General features: G+C 62.7%; 13 protein-coding genes. 1 reads left to right on the top strand and 12 read right to left on the bottom strand.

The genetic code is table 11. From position 1 onward, the window contains the following. Window positions 1-402: 402 nt before the first annotated feature. From trpE to ACYCCG_RS18685, 9 genes are all read right to left on the bottom strand, one after another. On the bottom strand, window positions 403-1,884 hold the full coding sequence (gene trpE / locus ACYCCG_RS18645; RefSeq protein ID WP_459671460.1) for an anthranilate synthase component I: 1,482 nt from the start codon (window positions 1,882-1,884) through the stop codon (window positions 403-405). A gap of 69 nt (window positions 1,885-1,953) precedes the next feature. Beyond that, the gene (locus ACYCCG_RS18650) at window positions 1,954-2,772 is read right to left on the bottom strand and encodes a phosphoglycolate phosphatase (protein ID WP_176683491.1); all 819 of its coding nucleotides are present in this window, start codon (window positions 2,770-2,772) and stop codon (window positions 1,954-1,956) included. Then, complete coding sequence (gene rpe / locus ACYCCG_RS18655) at window positions 2,769-3,443, bottom strand: ribulose-phosphate 3-epimerase (protein ID WP_209968358.1); 675 nt, start codon at window positions 3,441-3,443, stop codon at window positions 2,769-2,771. The genes ACYCCG_RS18650 and rpe overlap by 4 nt, the downstream gene beginning before the upstream one ends. Window positions 3,444-3,637: 194 nt before the next feature. Further along, window positions 3,638-4,465 carry an ABC transporter permease gene (locus tag ACYCCG_RS18660; protein ID WP_209968361.1) on the bottom strand — a complete coding sequence of 276 codons (828 nt, stop codon included), beginning with the start codon at window positions 4,463-4,465 and terminating at the stop codon, window positions 3,638-3,640. Window positions 4,466-4,475: 10 nt separating this feature from the next. Then, window positions 4,476-5,723, bottom strand: a complete 1,248-nt coding sequence (locus ACYCCG_RS18665; RefSeq protein WP_176683494.1) for an ABC transporter permease — start codon at window positions 5,721-5,723, stop codon at window positions 4,476-4,478. A gap of 60 nt (window positions 5,724-5,783) precedes the next feature. Next, the gene (locus tag ACYCCG_RS18670; RefSeq protein WP_176683495.1) at window positions 5,784-6,818 is read right to left on the bottom strand and encodes an ABC transporter substrate-binding protein; all 1,035 of its coding nucleotides are present in this window, start codon (window positions 6,816-6,818) and stop codon (window positions 5,784-5,786) included. Window positions 6,819-6,858: 40 nt separating this feature from the next. Then, window positions 6,859-7,983, bottom strand: a complete 1,125-nt coding sequence (locus tag ACYCCG_RS18675) for an ABC transporter ATP-binding protein (protein WP_003255547.1) — start codon at window positions 7,981-7,983, stop codon at window positions 6,859-6,861. 295 nt (window positions 7,984-8,278) lie between these two features. Continuing rightward, complete coding sequence (locus ACYCCG_RS18680) at window positions 8,279-8,911, bottom strand: response regulator (RefSeq protein ID WP_459671507.1); 633 nt, start codon at window positions 8,909-8,911, stop codon at window positions 8,279-8,281. 7 nt (window positions 8,912-8,918) lie between these two features. Continuing rightward, complete coding sequence (locus tag ACYCCG_RS18685) at window positions 8,919-11,306, bottom strand: PAS domain-containing sensor histidine kinase (protein ID WP_459671462.1); 2,388 nt, start codon at window positions 11,304-11,306, stop codon at window positions 8,919-8,921. 95 nt (window positions 11,307-11,401) lie between these two features. On the opposite strand from ACYCCG_RS18685, the gene ACYCCG_RS18690 reads away from it, so the two are divergent. Continuing rightward, window positions 11,402-12,400: an alpha/beta hydrolase family protein gene (locus ACYCCG_RS18690; RefSeq protein WP_176683497.1), complete on the top strand. Its 999-nt coding sequence runs from the start codon at window positions 11,402-11,404 to the stop codon at window positions 12,398-12,400. Window positions 12,401-12,428: 28 nt separating this feature from the next. Here the strand turns inward: ACYCCG_RS18690 and ACYCCG_RS18695 are convergent, their stop codons facing one another. The 3 genes from ACYCCG_RS18695 to ACYCCG_RS18705 are packed head-to-tail and all read right to left on the bottom strand — an operon-like array spanning window position 12,429 to window position 14,885. Then, window positions 12,429-13,196: a TerB family tellurite resistance protein gene (locus tag ACYCCG_RS18695; RefSeq protein WP_209969927.1), complete on the bottom strand. Its 768-nt coding sequence runs from the start codon at window positions 13,194-13,196 to the stop codon at window positions 12,429-12,431. A 1-nt stretch (window position 13,197) separates the two neighbouring features. Beyond that, on the bottom strand, window positions 13,198-13,869 hold the full coding sequence (murU, locus tag ACYCCG_RS18700) for an N-acetylmuramate alpha-1-phosphate uridylyltransferase MurU (RefSeq protein WP_209968370.1): 672 nt from the start codon (window positions 13,867-13,869) through the stop codon (window positions 13,198-13,200). After that, entirely contained in the window at window positions 13,866-14,885 is a 1,020-nt protein-coding gene (locus tag ACYCCG_RS18705) for an aminoglycoside phosphotransferase family protein (RefSeq protein WP_209968373.1), read from the bottom strand. The genes murU and ACYCCG_RS18705 overlap by 4 nt, the downstream gene beginning before the upstream one ends. Window positions 14,886-15,001 lie beyond the last annotated feature (116 nt).

Raw genomic sequence — 15,001 nt, forward strand, 5'->3', positions numbered from 1 at the left:
GCCAGCAGGGCCGGCCCTTTCGCGGGTAAACCCGCTCCTACGCCAGCCTCGTATGCCTGAGGCTTGCGCACCCTTGTAGGAGCGGGTTTACCCGCGAATACGGTGGCGGCGGCAACGGTGAACGGCAGGTAGAAATTGGCCAGCAGGGCCGGCCCTTTCGCGGGTAAACCCGCTCCTACGCCAGCCTCGTATGCCTGAGGCTTGCGCAACCCTTGTAGGAGCGGGTTTACCCGCGAATACGCTGGCGGCGACAACGGTGAACGGCCGGTAGAAATTGGCCAGCAGGGCCGGCCCTTTCGCGGGTAAACCCGCTCCTACGACGGCCTGGTATGCCTGAGGCTTGCGCAACCCTTGTAAGAGCGGGTTTACCCGCGAATGGGCTGCGCAGCAGCCCCAATAAATTTATCTGGCAGAAGTCTGCTCGGCCAACGCCACCGCACGGAACATCGCCCGGCGCTTGTTGATGGTTTCTTCCCATTCCAGCGCCGGCACCGAGTCGGCAACGATGCCGCCACCGGCCTGCACATGCAACTCGCCGTCCTTGATCACTGCAGTACGAATGGCAATTGCGGTATCCATATTGCCGTTCCAGGCAAAATAGCCGACGGCGCCGCCGTAAACACCACGCTTGACCGGCTCCAGCTCGTCGATGATTTCCATCGCGCGGATCTTCGGCGCACCCGACAAGGTGCCAGCCGGCAGAATCGCCCGCAGTGCATCCATCGCCGTGAGGCCTTCACGCAACTGGCCAGTAACGTTGGAGACAATGTGCATCACGTTGGAGTAACGCTCGATCACCATCTTTTCGGTCAGGCGCACACTGCCGGTCGAAGACACACGGCCCACATCGTTGCGACCCAGATCGATCAGCATCAGGTGCTCGGCAATTTCCTTGTCGTCCGACAGCAGGTCGTCTTCCAGCGCCCGGTCCGCCTCCTCGGTCGCACCACGCGGGCGGGTACCGGCAATCGGGCGCACGGTGACCAGGTTGTCCTCGACACGTACCAACACCTCGGGCGAGCTGCCGACCACATGGAAGTCACCGAAGTTGAAGAAGTACATGTACGGCGTCGGGTTGAAACAGCGTAGCGCGCGGTACAGGTCGATAGGCGCAGCCTTGAAGTCGATCGACATGCGCTGCGACGGCACCACCTGCATACAGTCCCCGGCCAGGATGTATTCCTTGATACGACCGACGGCGTTTTCGTAATCCTCGCGGGTGTAGCTGGAGCGGAACTCCGGCTCGGTTGCCTGCGGGCCGCTAAGGTCCAGACCCCGGCGCGGGGTGATTGGCTGGCGCAAGGTTTCCAGCAAGCCTTGCAGGCGTGCCTGGCCCTGTTCGAAAGCCTGATCTTCAACTGGGTCGACCAACACGATGGCGTGCATCTTGCCCGCCAGGTTGTCGAACACCACCACCGCGTCGGACACCATCAGCAGGATATCCGGTACGCCCAGCGGGTCCGGATTGGGACTGGCACCCAGGCGCTTTTCTACATAGCGCACACAGTCGTAGCCAAAGTAGCCGACCAGGCCGCCATTGAAGCGCGGCAGGCCGGGGATATCGGCAACTTTGTAGCGGTCCTTGAAGGTTTCAACGAATGCCAGCGGGTCTTCGACCTCACAGCTTTCCACCTCGACGCCATCCTGCAGGATGCTGACATGGTAGCCATGCACACGCATCACCGTGCGCGATGGTAAGCCGATCATCGAGTAACGGCCCCACTTCTCGCCGCCCTGCACCGATTCGAGCAGGTACGAGTTGGGCTGGTCAGCCAGTTTCAGGTAGATCGACAGCGGCGTGTCGAAGTCGGCCAAGGTTTCACAGGCCAAGGGAATACGGTTGTAGCCGGCAGCAGCCAGGCGCAGGAATTCTTCGCGGTTCATGAGTAGTCTCGTGGCAAGCAGCAATAGGTCAGGCAAACGGACGGGCCGGCACACGCCGGCAGGCTGAAGTCAGGCGCGCCAACGCCAACGGGCCAAGGCCTTGATGACTTTCATCCAGAATTTGCCAGTAACCGCCACGGTGGACTCTCTGTCTTGTGAGGCTTGAAGGTCCGCCAACGTTATCCCAGTGGCCGGGTCTGCGCAACCGGGCAGCAATGCGCGCAAGTCGTCGATTACCAGGCTGGGGGATTCATCGTCGATCGGCCTGCCATGGTTATAGCCGTAGGTCAGGCCCACGCATTGCACGCCAGCCGCCTTGGCCGCCTGCACGTCACTGCGCGAATCACCCACGAACAGGGATTGCTGCGGGGTAACACCGGCCATCTGCATGACGAACAGCAACGCCGCCGGGTCGGGCTTTTTCTGCGGCAAGGTGTCGCCACCAATGATCCAGCGGAAGAAATTGCCGATCTTCATCTGGTCCAGCAGCGGGCCAACGAAACGCTCAGGCTTGTTGGTAATCAGCGCCATTTCCACGCCCTGCTTGCGCAGCCAGCGCAGGGTGTCCCGTACGCCGGGATAGACCACGGTCAGTTCATGGCTTTCGGCATAAGCGTCCATGAACAACGCCAGCGCCTGTTCTGCCAGCGCATCGTCCACTTCGGCATGGTCGATGCCACCCGCCAACGCGCGGCGCACCAGCACCTGGGCGCCATTGCCAACCCAGTGGCGCACTGCCTCAAGGCCAGCAGGCGGGCGCCCCAGTTCGAGCAGCATACGGTCCACAGCCGCGGCCAGGTCAGGCACGGAATCGATCAGGGTACCGTCCAGATCGAACATTACCAACCTGGGCAGCGTCCCCGGGAACAGCTGCTCGAAGCCACTCATGAGCGGGCCAGGGCCAGTTCGGCACGCATCTTGGCGATGACTTCCCGGTAGTCCGGGGCGTTGAAGATCGCCGAGCCGGCCACGAAAGTGTCGGCGCCAGCGGCAGCGATCTCGCGGATGTTGTTGACGTTCACGCCACCATCGATCTCCAGACGGATATCACGGCCACTGGCGTCGATCAGCGCACGCGCTTCGCGCAGCTTGTCGAGAGTGCCGGGAATGAACTTCTGCCCGCCAAAGCCTGGGTTGACGCTCATCAGCAGCACCATGTCGATCTTGTCCATCACGTACTTCAGGGCGTCCAGGCTGGTGGCCGGGTTGAACACCAGGCCGGCCTTGCAGCCACCATCCTTGATCAGCTGAAGCGAACGGTCGATGTGCTGTGTGGCTTCAGGATGGAAGGTGATGTAGGTAGCACCCGCTTCGATAAAGTCGCCAATGATGCGGTCAACCGGGCTGACCATCAGGTGTACGTCGATCGGCGCAGTGACGCCGTACTTGCGCAGAGCGGTACAGACCATCGGACCGATGGTCAGGTTGGGGACATAATGATTGTCCATGACATCGAAGTGGACGATGTCTGCACCCGCAGCCAATACCTTGTCGACGTCCTCACCCAGGCGGGCAAAATCGGCAGAGAGAATGGAGGGGGCAATAGCGTAGGGCTGCATGGCGCACCTGTTGGCAGAGTCACGGTGGCGCGCATTGTAACTCAGGGAAAGCGATGAAGGCTGATTGGTATCAATTGGTGTCGACCAGCGCAACCTGTACCGGCCTCTTCGCGGCTAGAGCCGCTCCTACCGGGCCCGCAGTACCCTGTAGGAGCGGCTCTAGCCGCGAAGAGGCCGGCACAGGCAACCCATCATCAAGCCGGCTGTTGAGTCCTCAACTTCTCACTACGCCCACGCAACCATTCCAGGGTGAGCAGCAACACCACCGAGAACGCAATCAGCAAGGTCGCCGCTGCGGCAATGGTTGGGCTCAGGTTCTCGCGGATACCGCTGAACATCTGCCGCGGCAGGGTTGCCTGCTCCGGCCCGGCGAGGAACAGCGTCACCACCACCTCGTCAAACGAGGTAGCGAAGGCAAACAGCGCTCCCGAGATGACACCGGGCGCGATCAGCGGCAGGGTCACCCGGCGGAAAGCCAGCAAAGGCGAGGCTCCCAGGCTGGCCGCTGCGCGCACCAGATTGTAGTTGAAGCCCTGCAGCGTCGCCGACACGGTAATGATGACGAACGGCACACCCAGTACCGCATGCACAAGAATCAGCGAGATGAAGCTGTTGCCCATGCCCAAAGGGGCGAAGAACAGGTAACTGGCCACCCCGATGATCACTACCGGCACCACCATCGGCGAGATCACCAACGCCATCACCAGCGACTTGCCGGGGAAATCGCCACGGGTCAGGCCGATGGCCGCCAAGGTGCCGAACACCATGGCCAGTACCGTGGCCGCCGGGGCAACGATGATGCTGTTCTTCAACGCCCGCATCCACTCGGCCGAGCCGAAGAAATCCTGATACCACTGCAGCGAGAAGCCCTGCAGCGGGTACACCAGGAAGCTGCCACTGTTGAACGACAGCGGCACGATCACCAGCACCGGCAAGATCAGGAACAGCAGGATCAAGCCACAGAGAATGCGCAGGCTGTAGTACCAGACCCGCTCCACGGGCGACATGTATGGGCTCAGCATGACAGGCTCCTCAGCTCAGGCGCAGGCGGCTGGCGCCGACCAGCCAGCTATAGATCAGGTACAACAGCACGGTCGCCAGCAGCAACAGCCCGCCCAGTGCGGTGGCCATGCCCCAGTTGATGCTGGTGTTGGTGTAGAAGGCGACGAAGTAGCTGACCATCTGGTCGTTGGGGCTACCCAGCAGCGCCGGGGTGATGTAGTAACCGATGGCCAGGATGAACACCAGCAGGCAACCGGCGCCAACACCGGCGTAGGTCTGCGGGAAATACACCCGCCAGAAACTGGCGAACGGGTGGCAGCCCAGCGAGATCGCCGCACGCATGTAGCTCGGGGAAATACCCTTCATCACGCTGTACAGCGGCAGGATCATGAACGGCAGCAGGATGTGCACCATCGAGATGTAGACGCCTGTGCGGTTGAACACCAGCTCCAGCGGCTGGTCAATGATGCCCATGGCCATCAGCGCGCCGTTGATCAGGCCGCCCGACTGCAGTAGCACGATCCAGGCCGCCACCCGCACCAGGATCGATGTCCAGAATGGCAACAGCACCAGAATCATCAGCAGGTTACTCTGCCGGGTCGGCAGGTTGGCCAGCAAGTAGGCCAGTGGGTAGGCCAGTACCAGGCAGATAGTGGTAATTACCACCCCCATCCACAGGGTACGTACAAAGATGTCCAGGTAAATGGCCTGGTCCGGAGTGGCCTTGGCCAGTTCACCAAGGTCATCGATGCGGTGGTCCACCGAGGCCAGCAGGTAGAAAGAAGTCACCGAACTGGTATTGCGGCGTATCGCCTGCCAATAAGCCGGGTCGCCCCAACGCTCGTCGACAGCCTGCAACGCGTCTTTATAAGAGGCAGGCTCAGCCTTGAATGGCAGTGCACGGGCGGTCTTGGTCAACAAGCTGCGGTAGCCGGCCAGTTCCATGTTCAAGCGTTTGGAAAGGTCACCAAGGGTATGGTTCTTGCGCGCCACAGCCAAATCCTGGCTGAGCGCCTTGTAAACGTCCTCGCCAGGCAGGCTCTTGCCATCCCACTGGCTGATGACTTCCACCGTGCGCGGCAGGCCGCCGACCACTTCCGGGTTGCCGACGCTCTTGTACAGCAGCGCCGCAATCGGCACCAGAAACACCAGCAAAAGAAACAGCGCCAGCGGCGCGATCAACGCCTGCGCCTTCCAGCGGTTAACCCGCTCGGCGTGTTTGAGGCGCTGCTTGAGACTTGGATCTGCGCCTTCTTTGAGGGGCACTGCAATGGCCATGGCGAACTCCGCAATACAGGCTGAAATGGGGGCCGCTTTGCGGCCCCACACACTGGACGTTTACTTCTTCGCCGCCCAGGCGTTGAAGCGTTGCTCCAGCTGTTCGCTGTTGTCGGCCCAGAACGCCACGTCGATCTGCACCTGGTTGGCAATGTTCTCAGGCGTGGTCGGCATGTCTTTCTTCACTTCGTCCGACAGCAGGCTCACGGCCTTGGAGTTGGCCGGGCCATAGGCGATGTTCTCGGAGTAGATCTTCTGCTGCTCAGGCTTGACGCTGTAGGCGATGAACTTCTTCGCCTCTTCGACGTTCTTGGCACCCTTAGGGATCGCCCATGCATCAAAGTCGTAGATGCCGCCGTTCCACACCACCTTGAGGTTGCTCTCTTTCTGCACAGCGGCAATACGCCCGTTGTAGGCAGAACTCATGACCACGTCGCCAGAGGCCAGGAACTGTGGCGGCTGTGCACCCGCTTCCCACCACTGGATGCTGGGCTTGAGTTCGTCGAGTTTCTTGAAGGCGCGGTCCACACCCTCTTTGGTGCTTAGCACCTGATACACGTCCTTCGGTGCCACACCGTCGGCCATCAGGGCGAACTCCAGGGTGTACTTGGCGCCCTTGCGCAGGCCGCGCTTGCCAGGGAATTTCTTGGTGTCCCAGAAATCCGCCCAGCTGGTGGGTGCGGCCTTCAGCTTGTCAGCGTTGTAGGCCATGACCGTGGACCAAACGAAGAAACCTACGCCGCACGGCTGGATGGCGCCCTTCACATAATCAGACTCGTTACCGAACAGGGCCGGGTCAAGCTCTTCGAACATGCCCTCGTCGCAACCGCGCGCCAGCTCTGGCGACTCAACCTCGACCAGGTTCCACGACACACTCTTGGTGTCGACCATCGCCTTGACCTTGGCCATTTCGCCGTTGTATTCACCAGCGATAATCTTGCCATTACCCGCTTTTTCCCAGGGTTCGTAGAAGGCTTTGACCTGGGCAGCCTTGTTGGCGCCCCCGAACGAGATCACGGTGAGGTCTGCGGCCATGGCCTGGCCAGCGGTGAACAGCCCCAAAGCCAGGGCGGTCAGTTTCAACGGCTTGCGCATTATTATTCTCTCCACAGTACAGGGTTGGTGAAGCAATCCATCAATGGGCTTCGGCAATCGGATCGAGCGCGCGGGCGTGCTCCACCTCCCAGCCCAGCGGTACCACATCGCCCACGGCCAACGCCGGGTCGAGCTCGGCAATAGGCTGCTTCACGAAGAAGTCGCCTTTGCCGCAAACCTCCAGACGCACCCGCACGTGGTCGCCCAGGTAAATGAATTCGGCCACCCGGCCAGAGAACCGGTTGACGCAGCTTTCACTGTGGCCGTTCAGCCGCACGCGCTCCGGGCGTATCGACAGGGTCACCGGCTCGCCGGCCTGGCCGACATTCACCGCCAGCGCCTCGACCCGCTCGCCGCGAGGCAACTGCACCTGGCAACGTTTGCCATCGCTGGCCAGCAGCGTGCCGCTAATGCGGTTGTTCTCGCCGATGAAGTTGGCGACGAAGGTGTTGCAGGGCTCTTCGTACAGCGTGCGCGGGTCGGCGATCTGCTGGATTTCGCCCTGGTGGAACACCGCCACGCGGTCGGACATGGTCAGCGCTTCGCCCTGGTCGTGGGTCACGTACACCACGGTCACACCGAGGCGTTGGTGAATGTGCTTGATCTCCATCTGCATGTGTTCGCGCAGTTGCTTGTCCAGCGCGCCGAGTGGCTCGTCCATCAGCACCAGCTGCGGCTCGAACACCAGTGCCCGGGCCAGCGCCACACGCTGCTGCTGGCCGCCGGACAGCTGGCCCGGGTAGCGCTTGGCGAAAGCGTCGAGCTGGACCATGTTCAGCACACGCTTGACCCGCTCACTGATGTCGGTCTTGCTCAGGTTGCGCACGGTCAGCGGAAAAGCCAGGTTCTCGGCCACGGTCATGTGCGGAAATAGCGCGTAGTTCTGGAACACCATGCCGATATCACGCTTGTGCGGCGGCACGTTGTTGATCGAGCGCCCGCCAAGCTGGATTTCACCAGCGGTGGGGGTTTCGAAGCCCGCCAGCATCATCAGGCTGGTGGTTTTGCCGGAACCGGACGGGCCAAGCAGGGTGAGGAACTCGCCCTTGCGGATATCCAGGTTGAGGTCTTTGACGATCAGCGACTCGCCGTCGTAGCTCTTCTGCACACCACGGAAGCTGACCAGCGTTTCGCCGGTTGCAGCGTTCGACTTCGCCTCGCTCATGCCTGCACCTTCTTGTTGGATGACTGCGTAGGCAGAAGAGTAGAAGAGACGCAAGCGCCCGAAAATCGGGGGTACTGAGAGAATGCCATCATCCGGGTGGAAGATTTGTTGTAGGGATCGCCCTACAACGATGGCGGGATTGGAATGCCCTCCAAAGCAGTCCACCGAACCTGTGGGAGCGGGCATGCCCGCGAAGAGGCCGGCTCAGCCATAGAGATCAGCAGGCCAGGCCCGTTCGCGGGCATGCCCGCTCCCACAGAGGCTTCGGCAAGTTTCGGGCACCCGTATGTCGCAATCAGATCAGCTTGTGCTCCATGGCGTACTTCACCAGCTCCGCCAACGAGTTCACTTTCAACTTCTGCATCAGGCGCGCCTTGTGAGTGCTGATGGTCTTGCTCGACAGCGCCAACTGCTGGGCAATGTCGTTGACGTTGGCGCCCTGGGCCAGGCGCTCGAACACCGAAAACTCCCGCTCCGAGAGCAGTGTGTGCAACGGCCGGGATTCGGTCAGGCCCACTTCGAACACCATGCGGTCGGCCAGCGACGGGTCGATATAACGCCCACCACCCGCCACCCGCCGAATCGCCGTCAGTAACAGCGCCGGATCACTGTCTTTGGTGGCATAGCCTGCCGCTCCGGCCTTCAGCGCCCGCGCCGCCATCTGTGCCTCATCGTGCATCGACAACATCAGGATCGCCGGCGCATCCTGCAACGCCTGGATACGCGGGATCGCCTCCAGACCGTTGACACCTGGCATCGAGATGTCCAGCAGTACCACCTCGCACGGTGTGTGGCGCAGGGTTTCGAGCAACTGCTCGCCGTTCCCGGCCTCCCCCGCCACTTGCATGTCCTTGGCCAGGCCAATCAACTGTTTGATGCCTTCACGGACAATGGTGTGGTCTTCGGCCACCAGTACTCGAATCACGATTGCTCTCCTACTCCAACGGAATGGCCACGCTCAGGCTGGTGCCTTCACCCGGCTCACTGTCCAGCGCCATGCTCCCCCCCAGCATCAGCACCCGCTCACGCACACCCACCAGGCCAAACGAGGTGGGCCGGGTCTGCTCGCGGCAAAAGCCTTGGCCATCATCACTGACCGTCATGCGCAGCTGTCCGCCCTCACGTACCAGTTCAATCTCCACGCTGTGCGCCTGGGCGTGACGCATCACATTGGTCAGCGCCTCCTGGAGGATACGAAACAGACCGGTGGCCTTGGCATCACTCAATGCTGGCAGATTGTCGGGTACTTGCACCAGACAGGGGATTTGCGTACGTGCCTCGAAGCGCCGCGCCTGCCATTCGATGGCCGAGGCAATGCCGGCATCGAGGATCGGCGGACGCAAGGCAGTGGCGACATCGCGCACCAGCTGGAACAACTGGGCGATCAGGCGTTTCATGCTCGCCAGGCGTTCATTCAGTCCCGGGTCCAGTTCGGCATAGGCCAGCTCGCACATCGACACTTCCAGCTTGAGCACGGTCAGCATCTGCCCCAATTCATCATGCACTTCCCGGGCGATACGGGCTTTTTCTTCTTCGCGCACGCTCTCCAGGTGGGCCGAGAGTTCGCGCAGCTGCTCCTGGGACTTCGCCAGCGCCAGCTCCGCCCGCTTGCCCTGTGTGATGTCCCAGACTATACCGTCCCACACCACCTGACCGTTGCCCAGGCGCCGGGCGCTGGCCTTGATGTCGGCCCAGCGCTGTTCGCCCTGCCGGGTGAGAATGCGCCCCTGCCAGGACCAGTCCTGGTCGCTGACCAAAGCCAGGTCCTGCACCCGGTGGTAATCCGCACGGTCCTCGGGGTGTACCAGGTTGCGCAGCCCCATCTGTGGGTGCTGGATCTCGCTGGGTGCATAACCCACCAACGCCTCGCTACCCTCGCTGATATAGGGGAACTCCAGATCGCCCTCGGCCGGGTCACGCTCCAGGCGAAACACCAAACCAGGTACGTTGCCAGCAATGCCCTTCAACCGCGCCTCGCTTTCGCGCAGGGCCGCCAGGGCGCGGTGCCGTTCGGTGACATCGGCGAGGTAGACCACCAGGTATTCGGAATCACGAAAGCGCAGAAAGCTCAGCGACAGCTCCACGGGTAGCAAGCTCTGATCAGCCCGCCGGCACTGCGTCTCAAACTGACCGACACCGCCCGCCCCCGTACGCGCGCCCTTCCACAGCTCTAGCCAGCGGTCCATGTTCAGGCTTGGCTCGAAGTCGCTCAGCGGCCGCTCCAGCAGTTCACCCTCGGTGTAGCCCAACATGCGCTCGGCGGCATGGTTGGCGTAACGCACATGGCTGTCCCAATTGACCCAGAGGATACCCACGGTGCTCTGATCGATGGCGAACTGGCTCAGGCGCAACGCCTCTTCACGCACCTGGCGCTCCACAAGGCTTTCCCGCGCGGCCAGCAGGCTGCGCTCCAGCTGGCGCTGCTGCCGGCGTTGCCACACCAGCGTGGCCAAGGCACACAGCAGCAACATACCGAACAGCAAGGCGATGTTCTGCCAGAAGCCAGGCGACTCGCTCAGGCGAGGGGTTTTCGGCTGCAACCAACGCTGATGCAGTTGTTCCAGCTCCTTGGCCGGCAGTGCCTGCAGGCCGCGTTCAAGTACATCGGCCAGCAGCGGCCAGTCGCGCCGCGAACCGATACGCAACAGCTGCGGCAGGCCAATATCGCCAACCACCGCCAGCTCACCGAACTCGCTCTCGCGCGACAGGCGGCTGAGCTGCGCTTCATCCAGCACGGCGAAGCTGGCCTGGCCACCGACCACCAGTTGCAAGGCCTCACGCTCGTCGGGCACCCCCTGGAGGTTGAGGTTGCCGTAGTTGCCGCGCAGGTAGTCCGCCAGGGGGCTGGGCATGCGCACCGCCACGCGTTGCTCGGCGTCAAGCTTTTCCAGCTCCACGGCCATGGCCCCGGTGCGCGGCCCCACCAGCAGTTGTGGCACGCGCATGTACGGGTCGCTGAATAGCCACAGGCGCAGACTGGCCGGCGTCTGGGTAAGGCCAGGGGCGAAGTCGATTTCGCCGCTCTGCAGGGCATGTTCCAAACTGGCCTGGTCACTGAAGTTACGCCAGGTGAGGTCCAGCCGCAGCGCCTGTGCCAGGCTGTTCACCAGTTCCACATTGGCCCCGTACAGTTGCTGCAGACGCCGGTCGAACTGGGCGTAGGGCGCCTGCAACACCAGGCCGACACGCAGGCTGCGGTGGGTGTCCAGCCACTGCTGCTGGTCAGGCTCCAGCGCCACAGAGGGCTGCGCCTCGGGCCTGGCCCAGACAATCAAGGGCAGCCACAAGCAGCCGATAACCAACAGGCGACGCACTCGCTTCATCTATACGCTCGACTTGGCAAAGACGGCCATGCAGCATGGCCGTCACGGGCAAATACTATTAGGCTGCCGGTTTCATTCTGGCCCTGGGTTGACTCATGTCCACACTTTATCGCACGACGCTGGCAGTGTGCTGCCTGGCCTCGGTCCTTCCACTCGGCGCCCTGGCCGCCGATGCCGAAAAATCACCTGCAAATACCGTGGCACCGGCGGCCGAGGCCCCACGGCCACCCTTGCTGGAACGCAGCCAGGAGGATGCCCTGGCGCTGGAACGGCTGCTGCCCAAGGCTGAGCAGCAGACCCTGCAGGCCGGTGCCGACAGCTTCCTGGCCCTGTGGAAGCCGGCCAACGACAACGATCCGCAAGGGGCAGTGATCATCGTCCCCGGTGCTGGCGAAACGGCCGACTGGCCAAATGCAGTCGGCCCACTGCGGCAAAAATTCCCTGATATCGGCTGGCACAGCCTGAGCGTCAGCCTGCCCGACCTGCTCGCAGACAGCCCGCAAGCGCGGGTCGAAGCCACACCACCTGTAGCGCCTGCACAAGACAAAGGCGAAAGCGCACCGGTCAAGGACGTACCGGCCGACGCCAACGCCAACGTGGCCCAAGCCACGGCAGCAGATGCCGACACGGCAGAAAGCACCGATGCCGAACAAGCCAGCGAGCAGTCCGACCCGGCAGATGCCGAACGCATCTTCGCCCGCCTGGATGCCGCCGTGGCGTTCGCCCAGCAACACAACGCCCGCAGCATCGTACTGATCGGCCATGGTAGCGGTGCATATTGGGCGGCGCGCTACCTGAGCGAGAAGCAGCCACCGCAGGTACAAAAACTGGTGATGGTCGCTGCTCAGACACCTGCACGGGTGGAGCATGACCTGGAAAGCCTGGCCCCAACCTTGAAGGTACCGACAGCCGATATCTACTACGCCACCCGCAGCGCTGACCGCAATGCAGCCCAGCAACGCCTGCAGGCCAGCAAGCGGCAGAAGGATAGCCAGTACCGCCAGTTGTCATTGATCGCCATGCCGGGAAACAAAGCGGCGGCACAAGAGCAATTGTTCCGCCGGGTGCGGGGGTGGATGAGCCCTCAGGGTTGAGCCCGGCTTGATCCTGGTGGGGGGGCCATCAAAGACCGCGACGCTTGCGGATCATGGCATAGGCCTGGTGCAACTCACGGGTACGCGCGGTCGCTTCACGCACCTGTGCCTCGCTGGCACCGGTACCCGCCAGCTTGTCCGGGTGATGCCGGCTGACAAGCCGACGATAGGCCTGCTTGACCTTATCAGTGTCGGTATCTGTCTCCACCGCCAGCAAGCGCAACGCTGCCGCATAGGTCATGGGCGCGCTTTCTGCTCCCGTGGCCTTGCGCGGCTCGTACTCCAGCGACATGGCCTGCACCTGGCGTCGGCTCATGCCCAGCTTCTGCCCCCAGTCCAGCAGCAGCTCACGCTCCTTGTTGCCCATCTTGCCGTCAGCCCAGACCATGCGCCAACAGGCCCGCAAGGTGCCTTCCGCCGCGTGGGGCTGCTGACTGATGCGCCGCAGGTGCCCGCCAAGCCGGTCCTTGCCCGCCTTGCCGCGGTTGAACGCTTTGATGGCGCGCAGCCGAGCTGCCTCGGCCAAGTCCAGGCGCATCATCTCCTGACGCGCCTGCTGGATGTGCTGCTCAGCTACCCGGCCATCGCACTTGGCCAGGCGCCCGAGCATCACGAACAACAACTCGTCGTCACGTAATGCAGGGCGCCCACCCAGGCGCTCACGCATGTCTTCCCAGCCTTGCAAGCGCAGCCGGCGGTCAACGGCCTGCCCAAGCAACGCACCGAGCAAGGCACCCGGTATGCTCGCAACGGCAAAGCCGGCACCCACACCAATCACTGTGCCTGGCCACCACATGTCAGACACGCTCGCCAATCAGAGACTCAGCCTCGGCCAGGCGCTCAAGCGTGCCAACATCCACCCAGTGCCCACGGTAGTGTTCGCCAGATACCCTGCCGGCCGCCATCGCCTGGCGCAGCAACGGTGCCAGCTTGAAGGCGCCCGCCTGGCAACCTTCGAACAGCGCCGGGTGCAGCACCGAAATGCCGCTGAAGGTCAGCGTGCCTGGCGCGTCATCGCCGTCAACGACCTGCTCGCCCACCAGGCGGAAGTCACCGCGGCCGTGATGGCCAGGGTTGTCGACCAGCACCAGGTGAGCCAGGCCTTGCAGGGGAGCCTGCAGACGCGCGAAGTCGTAGTCGGTCCAGACATCGCCATTCACCAGCAGGAACGGCGCATCACCCAGCAAAGGCAGGGCCTTGAAGATGCCGCCACCGGTTTCCAGCGGTTCACCTTCAGGTGAATAGCGGATGCTCAGGCCAAAGCGGCTACCGTCCCCCAAGTGCTCTTCGATCTGCTGGCCAAGCCACGCATGGTTGATCACCACTTCGGTCACGCCCGCTGCCGCCAGGGCGCGCAGGTGGTACTCGATCAGCGGCTGGCCGGCGACCGGGACCAACGGTTTTGGGGTGTGCAGGGTCAGCGGGCGCATACGCTCGCCCTTCCCCGCAGCCAGGATCATGGCCTTCATGCACGCGCTCCGGCCTGCAACTCGGCAATCAGCTCACCCAGCTCCGCCAATTCGGGCCGACGACCGATCACTTCATTTATATAGGCGAAGAAACGCGGCACGTCGCCCAGGTAACGCGGCTTGCCGTCGCGGTGGCAGATACGGGCGAAGATGCCGATCACCTTCAGGTGGCGCTGCACGCCCATCAGGTCACTGGCGCGGTGGAAGGCTTCGAACTCAGCGTGCACCGGGATGCCGGCCGCCTGCGCCTGCTGCCAGTAATCGCTCAGCCAGCCTTCGACCCGCGCCTGCGGCCAGCTGACAAAGGCGTCCTTGAACAGGCAGGTAATGTCGTAGGTGACCGGGCCGTATACCGCATCCTGAAAGTCCAGCACACCAGGGTTGGGGGTGCTCTGCATCAGGTTGCGCGGCATGTAGTCACGGTGTACCAGCACCTTGGGTTGCGCCAGGGCGCTGTCGATCAGCAACTGGCTGACGCGCTGCCAGATGGCCTTCTGTGCATCGGTGAGGGTCAGGCCCAGCTCACGCCCCACGTACCATTCGGGGAACAGTTCCACTTCACGGCGCAGCAGGGCGTCGTCGTAGCTGGGTAGCGGCGCGTCCATCGGCAAACGCTGGAACTTCAGAAGGGCATCGATGGCGTCGGCGAACAGGCCATCGGCGTTGTCGGCACTGATGATGTCAAGGTATGTCCGAGTGCCCAGATCCCCAAGCAGCAGAAAGCCGCGTTCCAGGTCCTGGGCGTGGATCAGCGGCACATGCACGTCAGCGCTGGCCAGCAGGTGGTCGATGGCGACGAACGGTCGGCAGTTCTCCTGCGGGGGGGGCGCATCCATGATCACGAAACTGTGGCCAGCGCCCTGCCAGCGGAAATAACGGCGGAAGCTGGCGTCGCTGCTGGCAGCGGTCAAGCTGCCTGCAGGCACCTCGCCCCAGGCGTTGTCACGGAAAAGATCATTGAGCTGCTCATCGAGCCAGACCGTCAGTTGTTGCAGGCGTACATCGTGTTCAGGCATTGCAAGGGTCTCCGACGGCCCTAGCCGTCAAGCGGGTCATGCTTTATTATCCAGCATCTTTTTCAGACCATCGAGAGGCGTGCGGCCCCACACGCGGGCAGATGGCACGCAGGAAG

The sequence above is a fragment of the Pseudomonas sp. VEM90 genome (assembly GCF_054611535.1).